This window comes from Serratia silvae (assembly GCF_023282985.1).
Classification (GTDB): domain Bacteria; phylum Pseudomonadota; class Gammaproteobacteria; order Enterobacterales; family Enterobacteriaceae; genus Chania; species Chania silvae.
This window is the reverse complement of sequence record NZ_JAGQDC010000020.1, coordinates 42,109-56,907: the sequence shown is the minus strand read 5'-3', so window position 1 is coordinate 56,907 and position 14,799 is coordinate 42,109. Positions and strand designations below refer to the sequence as shown.

Genomic DNA, 14,799 nt, shown 5'->3' with positions numbered 1-14,799 from the left:
GGATAGTCTGGACTGAAACGCGTAGGGTGAAAATAGCCATTTAAACGAGGTAGCAACATGTCAAAACGCATCCAATTCTCCGCCACCGGCGGCCCGGAAGTGCTGCAGTATGTTGATTTCATTCCTGTCGATCCCGCAGCGAGCGAGGTTCAGGTAGAGAACAAGGCAATCGGTATCAACTATATCGATACCTACGTACGTAGCGGCCTGTACCCACCGGCAAACTTCCCTAGTGGGTTGGGCACCGAAGCCGCCGGGGTAGTCACCAAGGTCGGGGCTGGCGTCAGCGCGGTCAAACCGGGTGATCGCGTGGTGTATGCCCAGTCTACACTGGGTGCCTACAGCGAGGTGCACAACGTTCCGTTGGAAAAGCTGGCGATCCTGCCGGATAACCTCACTTTCGAACAGGGTGCCGCCTCGTTCCTGAAAGGGCTGACCGTACATTATCTGTTGCGACAAACCTATGAGATCAAACCGGGCGAGGTGTTCCTGTTCCATGCCGCCGCCGGGGGCGTTGGACTAATCGCCTGCCAGTGGGCCAAAGCGTTGGGCGCCAAACTGATCGGCAGTGTGGGTTCAGATGAAAAAGCAGCGCTTGCCTTGCGTGCCGGAGCCTGGGCCACCATCAATTATCACCAGGAAAACATCGCCCAGCGGGTAGCCGAACTGACCAACGGCGAGAAGGTTAACGTGGTCTATGATTCCGTAGGGCAAAGCACCTGGCAGGATTCCTTGAACAGCCTGAAGCGCCGTGGGCTGATGGTGAGCTTTGGTAACGCCTCCGGCCCGGTTACCGGCGTCGATCTGGCGTTGCTCAACCAGAAAGGCTCGCTGTACGTCACCCGCCCTTCACTCAACGGTTACATCACCAACCGTCAGGAATTGCAGTTTGCCAGTAATGAGCTGTTTTCGCTGATTGGCAGCGGTGCGATTAAAGTTGACGTGAAGGAAGCGCAGAAGTTTGCCTTGGCGGATGCCCAACGGGCACATCAGATCCTGGAAAACCGCCAGACCAGTGGCTCCAGCCTGTTAATTCCAGGGCTGTAATGCCACTCCACAGAGGTTAATGCCAGTCAGCCTTAACTGACTGGCATTAATATTGCTGAAATAATAGTAATGTTGCTCCAGAAGTAGGGCTTTACTCCGTTGCCAGTTAACTATGGGTATACGTCGTTTTAAAGAGGATGTTCCCTACCACAGCTAGCTTATCGACGAATGCATATAATGCACGCAAAATGATAAGCAGCAGTAAGATAATGACGATTTTTTCATGTTGTTATCCTACTAATTTATAATTTATGTAATCTTTGGATGTTGCAACTTACATTTTACTACATGCCTCACGCGGCATGACAACTAGCTCCCCTGCCAACAACACCGCTTTTTTGGGGGGAATTTAGTGTAGGTTCATATCCAGAGCCAAGACATCATCTAACTGCGCCCCTTTCATTAATAATTTATTGAATTCCTATAAATATTACCTGTTGATATATTTTTACAGCCAGCCCGAAACAGAGCTTTAAACTAAAAACAATCATTAATCAGGGTTATAAAACTAATTATTTCTGATTACAAGGGTTATCTTCCTTTTACCCTGGGTCATCCTTACCATTAATGTCGTCGTTAGGATTTATTCGCGGCATACGAATAAGCGCAGGGATTTATGCCACCTCCCATCAATGATGATGCGGATTAATGGTGACATAAAAGACAAATTTTGATTAAAGGATGTAGTTAAAATGAAACTGAACAAAATCATGCTGGCAGCGGTAATGGCCTTTGGGATCTCTTCTGTAGCTCAAGCTGCTGTGGTAGATCAGGGAAGTGGTAAAGTTACCTTTACCGGTTCTATTATTGATGCACCATGCTCTATCTCCCCAAAAACCAGCGACCAAACCGTTGAACTGGGTCAGATTTCCAAATTCGAGTTGAAGAACGGCGGCAAGTCATCTCCACGTAACTTTACTGTTGATCTGGAAAATTGTGACTTAAGTGAAGGCAAGAACAAGGTGACATTGACCTTTACCAGCGCAGGTAGTACTTCTACCGCTGACTCTGGCCTGCTGGGGATCACTGGTCATGCCAAAGGTGCTAGCATAGCAATTACTGACGGGGCTGGCTCACTGATCAAGCTGGGCACTAAGAGTAACCCACAGCAACTGCAGGATGGTAACAACACCTTGAACTTCTCCGCTTACCTGCAAGGTCATACCGCCGCTACCGGTGAAGGTGCAGCACCTGTTGAACCTGTGACTGAAGGTAAATTCCAGGCAGTTGCCGACTTTACCCTGGCCTACCAATAATTTAACCGTTTGTTATTGGTATGATCTTATTTGCATGCGGAAATATCCGCATGCCTTTTAATAGGTTAAGAATGGCATTAATCACGGAGCGGGGAATGACGAACATTTCTATAATGTTTTCTTTCATATTAATCATCATGCCAATTGCATCTTTTGCAAACCATATCGTTATTGGGCAGGGCCGGGTTAATATGCAAGGAGCCATTATTGATACTGCGTGTGCAATAAAGTTGATAAGCCGCGAACAGACTGTCGATATGGCTATAGTAACGTTGAATGATATCATTTCTAATGAGCCAGGAAGCAGCAAGCCATTTTCGATTGAGTTAACGAGTTGCGCGTTAGAACAATCTGACAGTTCCTCCTCGGCCTGGAAGTACTTCCAGATGACGTTTGATGGTGATGCCCAAGGGGATGGATTTGGTTTACATGGCTCGACATCAGGTATTTCGCTACAGATTAATGATGCTGATGGTAATATTGCCAGGCCAGGCACCCCCTTGCCTTCCAGGAGCATTACCTCGTGGGATATGAAACTTAATTATACGGTGAGATTAGTTGCTAATAATCCCATTTTGAAGTCTGGAAAGTACTTTTCCTCAGTCCGATTTAAATTGGATTATTTCTAAAATTATTATTATTAGCATACACCATAGAATGAAGGACGCTAGAAAAGGTTAGGGATATGAAATTATCACCTGCAGGGAAGCTAATTCGTCTTAGAGTGTTAGGGGTCTGCATTTCTCTGGCGCTAAGTGCAGTAACAAAGGTGGTTTTAGCCGCAGAGGAAATAGAATTCAACACCGACGTGTTGGATATCAATGATCGAAAAAATATAGATCTTAGTCAGTTCTCCCGTGGTGGGTACATCATGCCGGGAGTCTACAGCATGGTGGTAAATGCCAATAAGGATACACTACCAGAACAACAGATCCCATTTTATGCACCGCCAGATGATCCAAATGGTAGTCGAGCCTGTGTCAGTAGAGCATTGGTAGAACAGCTGGGTTTTAAAGAAGGTATTGTCAAGGATCTCACCTGGTGGCATCAGGGCGAATGTCTGGACGAACGTGATTTGAAGGGGATGGAAGTACGTGGGGATTTATCCACCGCCACACTTTATCTGAATATCCCGCAAGCTTACCTAGAATATACCGCAGACAACTGGGATCCCCCCTCCCGCTGGGAGGATGGACTTCCAGGCTTATTGTTGGATTACAACACGAATGTGCAGGCACAAAGAAGACTGCATACGGGAGTCAACAGTTACAACCTGAGTGGCAATGGTGTTGCCGGAGCCAATCTGGGGAGCTGGCGTTTACGGGCCAATTGGCAGGCCAACGTCAATTCGGAGTATTCGTCGAACAAACCATTGGATTGGACCCGTTATTACGCCTATCGCGCTATTGCGGCGCTGCGCTCGAAACTGACTATCGGGGATAACTATCTGGATTCGGGTATATTCGACAGCTTTCAGTTCAGAGGGGTCAGCCTGGCATCGGACGACACGATGTTGCCACCGAATTTGCGTGGTTACGCGCCAGAAGTGGTGGGCGTGGCGAAAACCAACGCCAAGGTGATCGTTAGCCAGCAGGGGCGGATACTGTACGAGACTCAGGTAGCGGCAGGGCCATTCCATATTCAGGACATCAATGATGCGGTGAACGGCGAGCTGGAAGTCCGGATCGAAGAGCTGGATGGCAGTGTACAGGTATTTAACCTGAACACTGCCAGCATTCCTTATTTAACCCGGCCCGGATCGGTACGCTTCAAACTGGCCACGGGCAAAACGTCAGACTGGCGGCAACGTTCTTCAGGAGTGTTGTTCAATAATGGGGAGTTTTCATGGGGAGTTAGCAACGGCTGGTCGCTGTATGGTGGCGTAGTGCAGAGCAAGGACTATAACGCGGCGTCTCTGGGGATAGGCCGTGACCTGATGATTTTGGGCGCGCTGTCGTTCGATGCTACCCAATCATGGGCGCACTTGCCGGAGTTGGATAGAACGCTCAGCGGTGGTTCATACCGTCTCAGTTATTCAAAGAGTTTTGATGAATACGACAGTCAGGTCACTTTTGCGGGTTATCGTTTCTCGCAGCAGGATTTTATGAGCATGAGTGAGTACCTGGACGCCCGTAATTCTGACAGCCGTGCCAGCAATAATAAGGAGATGTATACCATCACCTTTAACAAGCAGTTCCGGGAGTTGGCGAGCACGCTCTACTTTAATTACGACCATCAAACTTACTGGAATCGACCAACGAGTAATCGCTACAACCTGACATTATCAAGCCAATTTGACATTGGTTCTATCCGCAACGTCAATCTGTCGTTATCTGCTTATCGTAGCCGATATAACGATACCAATGATGACGGGGTGTACTTGTCCTTGTCGCTGCCGTGGGGAAGGGCTGCAAACGTGAGTTATAACACCACAGTAAACCGTGGTGACACTACGCACCGAGTGAGTTATTACAATCGACCAGACGATCACAATAACTACCAATTGAGCCTCGGCAATTCTCGTGGTGGGGGCAGCCTGAGTGGTTACTACAACCATGAAGGGGATTTGACACAAATGAGTGCCAATATCAACTACCAACAAGGGCAATATAGCGCACTGGGGATCAACACTCAGGGGGGCATTACACTGACTCCAAATGGAGGGGCACTACACCGTACAGGGATCGCAGGAGGTACCCGGATGTTGATTGATACCTATGGTGTGCCGAACGTGCCTGTTCGTGGTTACGGCAGTACCAGCAATACCAACGCCTGGGGTAAAGCGGTGATTGGTGATGTCAACAGCTACTACCGTAATCAGGCCAGTATCGACCTGAACAAACTGGGTGATAACGCCGAGGCCAGACAATCTGTGGTGCAGGCGACGCTGACCGAGGGAGCTATCGGCTACCGCCGGTTTGAGATTATCGCCGGCGAAAAAGCCATGGCAGTGATCACGCTGGCGGATGGTAGCGTACCGCCATTTGGTGCCACGGTGATGAATACCCGTAGTCAGGAAACGGGGATTGTCAATGACGGTGGCAGTATCTATCTGAGTGGCATCAAGGCCGGGGAAAGCATGGCGGTTTACTGGGATGGTGGGGCACAGTGTGAAATCAGGATGCCGACCCCACTGCCAGCAGAGATGCTGATGAATACCCTACTGTTACCTTGCCAATCCGCGAGTACAGCAAAAATAAGGGCAAAGGCCGAACAGGTCAGTAAATAACCGTTTAACCAGGCCAATGGAGCCAAAAAACAGGTAATACGAAACATGAAATTTTACATAAAGCAACTTTTTGATAGGGCAAACATGGGGTTGATGCCGGCAGCAATGATCGTCACGCTGCTGGGGCCACTAGTTGTTCAGCAGGCTCAGGCGGCTATTGCCTTGGATCGGACCCGAGTCATTTTCGACGGTAGCCAGAACTCGGTGAGCCTGAATATCAGTAATAACAATAAGCAACTACCGTACCTGGCTCAGGGTTGGATTGAAGATGAAAAAGGCAATAAAATCAACAGCCCACTGACTGTTCTTCCCCCCGTGCAGCGAGTTGAGCCAGGAAAGCCAAGCCAGGTAAAAATCCAGTCGCTACCGGTGGCCAAGCAACTGCCACAAGACCGGGAGACTGTTTTCTATTTCAACCTGAGGGAAATTCCGCCGAAAAGTAGTAAGCCGAATACGTTACAGATTGCCCTGCAGACACGGATCAAACTGTTTTACCGCCCAATAGCGATTGCCATCAACGACAACAGCACTCCGCCACAGGAACAACTGACACTGACACGGCAGGGCGACCAGTACATGGTGAACAACCCAACACCGTACTATGTCACTTTGGTTGATGGCAGCAGTAAGAAACAAGGGCCGAGTATCAACGGATTTGAACCCCTGATGGTGCCACCACAGGGAACAATGCCACTGACGGTGAGCGTCGCAAGTATTGGTTCCAGCCCGGTGCTTACCTATGTCAATGACTATGGTGGTCGTCCACAGCTAAGTTTTAGCTGCAGTGGAAACCGTTGTACGGTGATGCCAGAGAAAAGAAAACAATAAGCGCCAGGTGGGTCACAGTGAAAGTGACGGGCAAACGAGATACAACGGCGCACCACGGGAACACAAGGTTCTCGTGTTGGGGGAGAAGAAATGAGAGTACGCCAGAAACAGTGTTGTTACTTGTTTGGGATACTGCTGGGTTTGCCATGGGTGGCAGAGGCCAAGGTGGAGGCGACATCAACGGTAAAAGTCTCTGTCACCGTGACGGCCGCTCTCCCCTGTAAATTGAACGATAACGAGCCGATCGTCGTAGACTTTACCGATGTGATGACCACCCAGGTGAATGGCGAAAATTATCGTCAGAAGGTGAATTATACGCTGTCCTGCTCTGCAAATTCACCAAATGCCATAAAGTTACAATTTCAGGGGACTTCAGCATGGTTTGACCCCAAAGCGTTGCAGACCAATAAAATGGGGTTAGGGATTGCCTTGTTACAGGGAGGCAAGCGTTTGGCAATCAATGAATGGCTGGCGTTTACCTACCCGAACTTACCAGTATTAGAAGCGGTTCCGGTCAAAGCGCCCAATACCACGCTTGATACTGGGGAGTTCTCGACGACGGCTACCCTGAAAGTTGCGTATCAATAGCGGGAGCAGAATATGCATAAAACGTGGGCTATCCAGGGACTTCTACGGGCGGGTCTATTGTTGATCCCGATTGCCGTACAGGCACAAGTAAATGTGACGTTTCGCGGTACGTTGATCGCTCCGCCGCAATGCACCATTAATGATGGTGGTCAGGTCGATGTCGCGTTCAGCGATCAGATCGGGATCAACTCGGTGGACGGTGTTAATCATCGCAAGAAAGTGAATTACCAGATCAGCTGCGATAAAGGCACAAATGATTATTCGATGTTAACACTGACATTGAATGGCAATGCGGCCGTGTTCGATGAGCAGGTGCTAAAAACAACCAAAGATAATCTGGGGATTAAAATATACCAGAGCAATCGACCTTTTTTGCCAGGCAGCACATTGACGATTGTAAAGGGCTATCCACCACTGTTGGAGGCGGTACTGGTGAAGAAAAGTAACTCAGTGCTGACAGAAGGGCCATTTGAAGCTTGGGCCACCCTGAGAGCCGATTATCAATAGAGGAAAAGTGATGAAACGCATCATCGACAGATACCTCCGCCCTCTTAAGGGATACTCTCTGGCGCTGTTTCTGCTATTGGCACCGGTGTATACCGCATTGGCGGCAGAGACAGACAATGTGCATTTTTTCGGCACCTTGATAGCTGAACCTTGTGTGATCCCATCAGGGCAAGGAGAAATCCTTTTGGATTTTGGCACTATTATAGACAAGTACCTGTATACGTATAAACGTACTGGAGGGAAAAGGTTTGAACTTCGACTGACAGAATGTGATCTAGCCATCGCCAAGCTGGTGAAAGTGACTTTCCTTGGGACCGAAAGCAGCGCCCTATCGGGTTTGTTAGCGGTGGATGCCAGCAGTCAAGCTCAGGGAATTGCTATTGGGCTGGAAACATTGGCGGCAGAACCCTTGCCATTCAATAAAGCCAGTGGCAAATACCCCCTGCAGGCCGGCAGTAATGTTATTGTAATGAAAGCCTATATTCAGGGCGAACCGAAAGCAATCGCGGAGAAAACCATTAAACGTGGTTCATTCAGTGGCACAGCAACGTTTAAACTTGAGTATGAATAGCGCTCCAGAGAGGCGTCGTCAACCCACGCTAAATAACTGGCATGATAGAAAGCTATTTCGTATATAGAAAGACATTGAGATTCAGAGGGTGAAAATGAAAAAATATCTGGCGTGTATAGGATGGGCACTGGTATTTTTTTTTGCCACCTCCCATACGGTGATGGCATTTTGGAAAGGGAGTGGTTACCTTGAGAATACCTACCTCGACGAGCTAGAGTATCGAATAGTAAATGGGCGGGTAATCATTGATAAGATATCCTGGAAATCGTTACCCTGGGAAGAATACCCTTGTGAAGCCGCATTTAAATACATGAAGATGCCTGGTAAATTAACTAGATGCACATTGACACGAAATATCAAAGGGTTTAACGAGGAGAAGAATTATACTGACGGCAGACAATTGACCAGAAGCGAACTTCACCGCTTTTTTATGCAAACCGGAGATGTCGGGCCAACAACAGGTACGGATAGGTATACCTTCTTTAACATAAGTCTCGGGTCGTCACTCGGCTCTTCGTATGGTTCCTATATCCCTACAGGTTACGATGACGAATCAGCGCAGATTCCGCCAACAAATCCGCCACCGCCACCGCTTTCATGCTCTATGGGAGGCGGCACTATTAGCTATGGTTCATTAGACGAGTCAAAAGTCGACAATGCAAAGGCGAAAACCAGCATATCTGTTTATTGTAATCGTCAAGCGAGCGCACATATTGTGGCAAACCAATATAGTAATACCACAGGAATGCCCATGGGCAATAATGGGGCTTTAGCGGCATTCTTAACGATCAATGGTTCACCTGCTGCGACTGGCAAGCGTCTCACAGTGAGCTCGTGGAGCTCGGTATCCATAGAATCGACGTTACGCAAAAAGAATACGCAGCTACCCGCAGGGGCTTATCAGGGATCGGTGGTGTTAACGATGAATGTTGATTGACTATTCCCGCCATACTCAACGTTGTTGGCTTTTTGGTTTGATTACAAATATGGGGTAGTCAACACTAAAAGGGCTCCGTTAAGGAGCCCTTTCTAGTTTACTGCGCTTTGTAGGGGTAGAGCAGAGTCCGCCAGAGATGGGGGTTGCTTTAAGCAACACTCTTGTCAGCTCTCACGGTGATGAAAATGATTAGCATCACTGCTGCGGAAATCATCCTAGCAGCCCCGATAAGTAAAAAATATGTTTAATGTGCCGCATTGGCATTTAAAACATCAAGCTGTGATCCTCACCACACTAGCAAGCAATCAGCATGGTGAATTTCAGCGTGACTGACTGATATTTCGGCAAAAAATCTTAATAGCGGCGTACCTGTGATTTCTGCATCGAGCGGTATATCCACACGCCAACCACCGCCAGGATCAGCCACGGCAGCAGTTTAAACACCATGGCAAATAGCCCGCCCAGCAGCATAAAAGCCGCCGCTACAAATAACGCGGCCATCACGCCCAGCAGTGAAATACCGGTTACCAGCAGCATGGCGACAAAGCCGATCAGAAAGAAGAGTTCTAACATAGGTTGCTCCTTGGCAAAACAATACAACTGTATTGCTATTTACAAGAAGCGTGCCAACTTGGCATAAAATCTAACTTATTGAAAATATGCAAAAAGAGCGTCACAACCTGTGACGCTCTTAGTCAAAAAAACCAACATTTAGTCAAGTTTTTGCAGATTATGCCATTTCGGTGCGCGGTGAACGCACCAAAGCCAAAGCCTGTTCGACGGTGCGCACATCGGCTCCCGGCTTATGGGCATTTTCACTCAGATGACGGCGCCACTGCCGCGCTCCAGGAATGCCTTGGAACAGGCCAAGAATATGGCGGGTGATATGGCCCAGATAGGTGCCGTTCGCCAGCTCGCGCTCGATGTAGGGATACAACGATTCAATAATCGCCACGCTGTCCATCACCTCGCTCTGGCAGCCGAAAATCTCGCTGTCGACCCGTGCCAGAATGCCTGGATTTTGGTACGCCTCGCGCCCCATCATCACACCGTCCAGATGTTGCAGATGCTGTTGGGCTTCTTCCAGCGTTTTCACGCCGCCGTTGATCGCAATGGTCAGTGCCGGGAAGTCACGTTTCAGTTGATAAACGCGCGGATAGTCCAACGGAGGGACTTCGCGGTTTTCTTTCGGGCTCAGGCCAGAAAGCCAGGCTTTACGGGCATGAATGGTGAACATATCGCATTCTCCACGCCCAGCGACGGTAGAGATAAAATCACACAGGAATTCATAGCTGTCCTGGTCATCAATGCCAATACGGGTTTTTACCGTCACCGGGATCGACACCACATCACGCATCGCTTTGATACAGTCGGCCACCAACGTCGCCTGCCCCATCAGGCAGGCACCAAACATGCCGTTCTGAACCCGATCTGACGGACAACCGACGTTAAGGTTGATCTCGTCATAGCCACGCTGCTCCGCCAATTTGGCGCAGTGTGCCAATGCTGCCGGATCGCTGCCCCCTAACTGCAATGCCACGGGGTGCTCTTCCTCGCTGTATGCCAGGTAGTCACCTTTACCGTGGATGATCGCACCTGTAGTCACCATTTCGGTGTACAGCAGCGTTTCCTTGCTCAGCAGACGATGGAAGTAACGGCAATGGCGATCGGTCCAGTCCAACATAGGGGCAATGGAGAAACGATTGGCGGCGTATTGGGTGTTGTTAATATCTTTCGTCATGCTGAGTTACTGGCTACCTGATAAGTCCGGGACTCGACAACCGACGCGCTATGCCGATGCCGCAAACGGCTATTATAACGACAATCGATGCTCTTGGGAAAATCGTCGTTCATCCTGGGTCGAGAAACACCACGGTTGTTATACACCTCGCCAAGCAGCAACTTCTCTCTTTCTGACATCCCAGGCTCCTGAAAGGTTTGTCTCCTCGCAGGTTATACCGCCGTGCCCGAATGTAGCCTATCCTATAAAGTGACAAACCGTGACCCGCATCTCATTCTGGCTAGCCTTGCTCCGGAAAATTGCCCGATTTGCCGCGTTACACAGGGAAAGCGGGGCAACCCTCGGCGATTACGCTGAAACATGATAAAATCGGCTTCTTTGCGTAGCCGGATAATTGCCATGAACTCAACCAACCAGGAAAAGCTGCTCGCGCAGGCTGAACAACTCTGTCAGCAACGCAACGTGCGACTGACCCCGCAACGGCTGGAAGTGTTACGCCTGATGGCTGAGCAACCCGGTGCCATCAGCGCTTACGATTTGCTGGATTTACTGCGCGTAGCGGAGCCGCAGGCCAAGCCACCTACGGTCTATCGTGCACTGGATTTTTTACTCGAACAGGGGTTTATCCACCGCGTTGAGTCGGCAAACAGCTATGTGCTGTGCCATCACTTCGAGCAGCCGATGCATACCTCTGCCTTGTTTATCTGCGATCGCTGCGGACAGGTCACGGAGCGCACGACCGAAGGGGTAGAAGAAACCTTGCAGAAACTGGCTCAAGAATCAGGGTTTGTGCTGCGTCACAGCGTAGTGGAAGCCCACGGTCTGTGTTCAACCTGCGTGGTGGTTGAAAATTGTGAGAACAAACACGATTGCGATCATGACCACAGCATAGTGGTAAAGAAAAAATAAGCGGATTGGATTGCAGGTGTGAGCGGGTACATCCTTGTTCCCGTGGCCATGGCAGGGGGGAAATCTGCCAGGCCGGATAGTGTCGTAGCGCCGCAATACTCAGCGGCTCATCGCGCTACCAACGATACTTACTGTGATCTTCCCAGGCTTTAACTTCTTTTTCGGCTGCCTCTTTCTGGTAGCCATAGCGTTCCTGGATTTTACCGACCAGCTGTTCGCGTTTCCCTTCGATAACGGTGATATCGTCATCGGTCAGCTTGCCCCATTTTTCCTTCACTTTACCTTTAAACTGCTTCCAGTTACCGTCGGCTTGATCTTTGTTCATAATCTCTCCGTTACTCTTGGTTGTCAGTTTTAGATAAATCTGGCTGGACTTAACTGAGTCAAATTTAAGGTTATCTAATGCGTCCGTTGCCAATTAAGCGCGAGCTTAATTCGCCAGCCACATGATTAACTATAGTCACCCATAACGAAAAACACCTACAAAGCAGCATTAAATCTGGATAAGAAAAATCTTAATAGCAAAAAACGCTATTAAAACAGTAAGCAAGCGAACCAAAACCGCAATGTGACATGTAACAAAATATAAATAACCACCCCATATCATCAACTAAACTGGCCTATTCATTGCTAATGGGGGATGAAAACCAGGTGCCTTGCACGCTATGGCGGTGCCATACCCAGCCCAAAGCAGCCCCGCGCAGTGCCAGGAATACCGCCAGAGCCAACCATAAACCATGGTTACCCAATACCGGCAGGGTAAACAACGCCAGCCCGTAACCCGCTGCGGCGACCGCCATGCTGTTTCGCATCTCTGCGCCACGCGTAGCGCCGATAAACATGCCGTCCAGCAGATAACACCAAACCCCCACCAGAGGCAGCACCACCTGCCAGGGCAAATAATGATTTGCCAGCACACGCAGTTCCGGCAGAGAAGTTAAACCCGCCACAATCTGCTGCCCGGCGAACAGATAAATAACGGCAAAACCACAGGCAACCAGGCAAGCCTGCCGACAGGCTGCACGCCATACTTTACGCAGTTGCCGCCCGTCCCGCGCCCCATAAGCGTGGCCGGAATGAGCTTCCACCGCATAGGCAAAACCATCCAGTGCATAGGCGGTAAAGGTCAGCAGATTCATCAGCACCGCATTCACCGCCACCACTTCCCCGCCCATGCGAGCCCCCAGAATAGTCAACGAGGCAAAACACAGTTGCAGTAATAACGAGCGCAGCATAATGTCGCGGTTAAGAGCCAGCAGGCGGCGCAGATCTCCACGCCAGGCGGTGCGCAGCATCGCCAGCGAAATACCCCGTAAGCGCAGTACCCGCCATGCTAACCACAACCCCAGCAACAGCGTGGCGTACTCAGCAATCACCGTGGCAGTTGCAGCCCCCTGCACGTTCCAACCCAGCCCCATCACCAACCAGATATCCAGCACGATGTTCAGCAGGTTGCCGACAATCAACAAGATCACCGGTGCCCGCACGTACTGCACTCCCAGCAACCAGCCGAGCAGCACCATATTGGCCAACGCCGCCGGGGCACTTAGCCAGCGGATCTCCAGAAACAGCCGGGCTTGCACCAAAACTTGCCGATCGCCACCCACGATGTTCAACGCCAATGTGATCAACGGGGTTCGCAACAGCACAATCGCCACCCCGGCCACCAGCGCCAACAATAACGGCTGCATAAAGGCACGGGCCAACCTATAGGGATCTTGCGCCCCTAACGCCTGTGCAGTCAGCCCGGTAGTACTCATTCGCAGGAACAGCAACAGCATAAACAGGAAGCTGGTGGCCATGGAACCGACCGCGACCCCACCAAGGTAGCTAGGGCTATCAAGATGGCCGATAACGGCGGTATCCACCAGACCAAGCAATGGGACGGTAATATTGGAGAAGATCATCGGCAACGCCAGGCGCCACAGAGCTTTGTCGGTGTTACTGGTGAAGGCAGAAAGCAGGCGCATAGCGATATGTTCCCGTACAAGCATGGATTTTAGCGTAGCTTAGAAATGACATCGCCCCAGAGTTGGGGCGATGCTTGCCGTTTTAAAGGGCTGCAATACGAGGTAAAACGGTTAGATCCAGTCACCGTTACGGATCACACCCACCGCCAGGCCTTCGATGGTGAAGTTCTGCTGGCGCAGATCGACCACAATCGGTTGGAATTCACTGTTTTCTGGCAGCAGTTCGACGACGTTACCGTGTTTCTTCAGGCGCTTGACCGTGACCTCGTCTTCAATACGGGCGACGACAACCTGGCCATTGCGTACGTCTTGAGTCTTATGCACCGCCAGCAGATCGCCATCCAAAATGCCGATGTCACGCATCGACATGCCGCTAACGCGCAGCAGGAAATCAGCATTAGGCTTGAACAGAGAAGGATCAACCTTATAGTGTCCTTCAATATGCTGTTGAGCCAACAGAGGTTCACCGGCAGCCACACGGCCCACCAGAGGTAAACCCTCTTCGTCTTCCATCAGCAGGCGGATACCGCGTGAAGCACCGGAGATGATCTCGATAACGCCTTTACGAGCCAGCGCCTTCAAGTGCTCTTCTGCGGCATTTGGTGAGCGGAACCCCAGGCGCATTGCGATCTCGGCACGCGTCGGTGGCATGCCCGTTTGCGAAATATGATCGCGAATCAGGTCGTAGACCTCTTGCTGTCTGGTAGTTAGTGCTTTCATTCCGCCCCCTGTTTGTTTATACAGTCTTGCTGTGAGTATATACAGCTAAGTCTGGATTGGGAACCGAAGAATAAATAAAAATCAGCAGGTAGCGAGCGGGATCGCAACGATGCCTGCTGGTTTTCACGCCAAATGCTGCCAAAGTACCGAAGCCCAAACAAACAGCGCCAGAATGATTGCCAGCGATACCGCCGCCGACCCCATATCCTTAGCCCGCCCGGAAAGCTCGTGATATTCCGTGCCCACGCGATCGACGATGGCCTCAATTGCGCTGTTGAGAATTTCGACAATCATCACCAGCAGCACAGAGCCGATCAACAAGATGCGCGCTATCGCCCCCACGTCCAGCCAAACCGCCACGATGATAGCCACCACCGTCGCCACCAGTTCTTGGCGGAATGCGGCTTCGTTCTGCCAGGCGGCGGTTAAACCTTTACAGGAATAGCCTGCCGCTTTAATGATACGCGTCAGGCCAGTTGCTTGATTTGCCATAGTT

General features: G+C 50.2%; 16 protein-coding genes. 10 read left to right on the top strand and 6 right to left on the bottom strand.

Going from position 1 to position 14,799, the window contains the following annotated elements; genetic code table 11:
* The first annotated feature begins 57 nt into the window (after positions 1–57).
* The 9 genes from KAJ71_RS20130 (at position 58) to KAJ71_RS20090 (ending at position 8,963) form a co-directional block, all read left to right on the top strand.
* Positions 58–1,047, top strand: a complete 990-nt coding sequence (locus KAJ71_RS20130) for a quinone oxidoreductase (protein ID WP_248947302.1) — start codon at positions 58–60, stop codon at positions 1,045–1,047.
* Between the two features lie 692 nt (positions 1,048–1,739).
* A complete protein-coding gene (locus KAJ71_RS20125) occupies positions 1,740–2,303 on the top strand; it encodes a fimbrial protein (RefSeq protein ID WP_248947301.1) in 564 nt (187 codons plus the stop codon).
* 95 nt (positions 2,304–2,398) lie between these two features.
* Positions 2,399–2,932, top strand: coding sequence for a fimbrial protein (locus KAJ71_RS20120; protein WP_248947300.1), 534 nt, complete (start codon positions 2,399–2,401; stop codon positions 2,930–2,932).
* 56 nt (positions 2,933–2,988) lie between these two features.
* Positions 2,989–5,532: an outer membrane usher protein gene (locus KAJ71_RS20115; RefSeq protein ID WP_248947299.1), complete on the top strand. Its 2,544-nt coding sequence runs from the start codon at positions 2,989–2,991 to the stop codon at positions 5,530–5,532.
* A gap of 84 nt (positions 5,533–5,616) precedes the next feature.
* Positions 5,617–6,360, top strand: a complete 744-nt coding sequence (locus KAJ71_RS20110; protein WP_248947321.1) for a fimbria/pilus periplasmic chaperone — start codon at positions 5,617–5,619, stop codon at positions 6,358–6,360.
* A 90-nt stretch (positions 6,361–6,450) separates the two neighbouring features.
* On the top strand, positions 6,451–6,948 hold the full coding sequence (locus KAJ71_RS20105) for a fimbrial protein (protein ID WP_248947298.1): 498 nt from the start codon (positions 6,451–6,453) through the stop codon (positions 6,946–6,948).
* 12 nt (positions 6,949–6,960) lie between these two features.
* Complete coding sequence (locus KAJ71_RS20100) at positions 6,961–7,455, top strand: fimbrial protein (RefSeq protein ID WP_248947297.1); 495 nt, start codon at positions 6,961–6,963, stop codon at positions 7,453–7,455.
* Positions 7,456–7,465: 10 nt separating this feature from the next.
* The gene (locus tag KAJ71_RS20095) at positions 7,466–8,026 is read left to right on the top strand and encodes a fimbrial protein (RefSeq protein WP_248947296.1); all 561 of its coding nucleotides are present in this window, start codon (positions 7,466–7,468) and stop codon (positions 8,024–8,026) included.
* A 94-nt stretch (positions 8,027–8,120) separates the two neighbouring features.
* A complete protein-coding gene (locus KAJ71_RS20090) occupies positions 8,121–8,963 on the top strand; it encodes an MrpH family fimbial adhesin (protein WP_248947295.1) in 843 nt (280 codons plus the stop codon).
* A 354-nt stretch (positions 8,964–9,317) separates the two neighbouring features.
* Here the strand turns inward: KAJ71_RS20090 and pspG are convergent, their stop codons facing one another.
* The gene (gene pspG / locus KAJ71_RS20085; RefSeq protein WP_248947294.1) at positions 9,318–9,536 is read right to left on the bottom strand and encodes an envelope stress response protein PspG; all 219 of its coding nucleotides are present in this window, start codon (positions 9,534–9,536) and stop codon (positions 9,318–9,320) included.
* Positions 9,537–9,693: 157 nt separating this feature from the next.
* The gene (gene dusA, locus KAJ71_RS20080; RefSeq protein WP_248947293.1) at positions 9,694–10,704 is read right to left on the bottom strand and encodes a tRNA dihydrouridine(20/20a) synthase DusA; all 1,011 of its coding nucleotides are present in this window, start codon (positions 10,702–10,704) and stop codon (positions 9,694–9,696) included.
* A gap of 399 nt (positions 10,705–11,103) precedes the next feature.
* On the opposite strand from dusA, the gene zur reads away from it, so the two are divergent.
* The gene (gene zur, locus KAJ71_RS20075) at positions 11,104–11,613 is read left to right on the top strand and encodes a zinc uptake transcriptional repressor Zur (RefSeq protein WP_248947291.1); all 510 of its coding nucleotides are present in this window, start codon (positions 11,104–11,106) and stop codon (positions 11,611–11,613) included.
* A gap of 115 nt (positions 11,614–11,728) precedes the next feature.
* On the opposite strand, the gene KAJ71_RS20070 is transcribed toward zur, so the two are convergent.
* The 4 genes from KAJ71_RS20070 to KAJ71_RS20055 form a co-directional block, all read right to left on the bottom strand.
* A complete protein-coding gene (locus tag KAJ71_RS20070) occupies positions 11,729–11,938 on the bottom strand; it encodes a CsbD family protein (protein WP_248947290.1) in 210 nt (69 codons plus the stop codon).
* Between the two features lie 295 nt (positions 11,939–12,233).
* Positions 12,234–13,583, bottom strand: coding sequence for an MATE family efflux transporter DinF (dinF, locus tag KAJ71_RS20065; RefSeq protein WP_248947289.1), 1,350 nt, complete (start codon positions 13,581–13,583; stop codon positions 12,234–12,236).
* A 111-nt stretch (positions 13,584–13,694) separates the two neighbouring features.
* A complete protein-coding gene (lexA, locus tag KAJ71_RS20060) occupies positions 13,695–14,303 on the bottom strand; it encodes a transcriptional repressor LexA (protein WP_021180815.1) in 609 nt (202 codons plus the stop codon).
* Positions 14,304–14,426: 123 nt separating this feature from the next.
* Positions 14,427–14,795 (bottom strand): diacylglycerol kinase, encoded by a 369-nt coding sequence (locus KAJ71_RS20055; RefSeq protein ID WP_248947288.1) that lies wholly within the window; start codon positions 14,793–14,795, stop codon positions 14,427–14,429.
* Between the last annotated feature and the right edge of the window lie 4 nt (positions 14,796–14,799).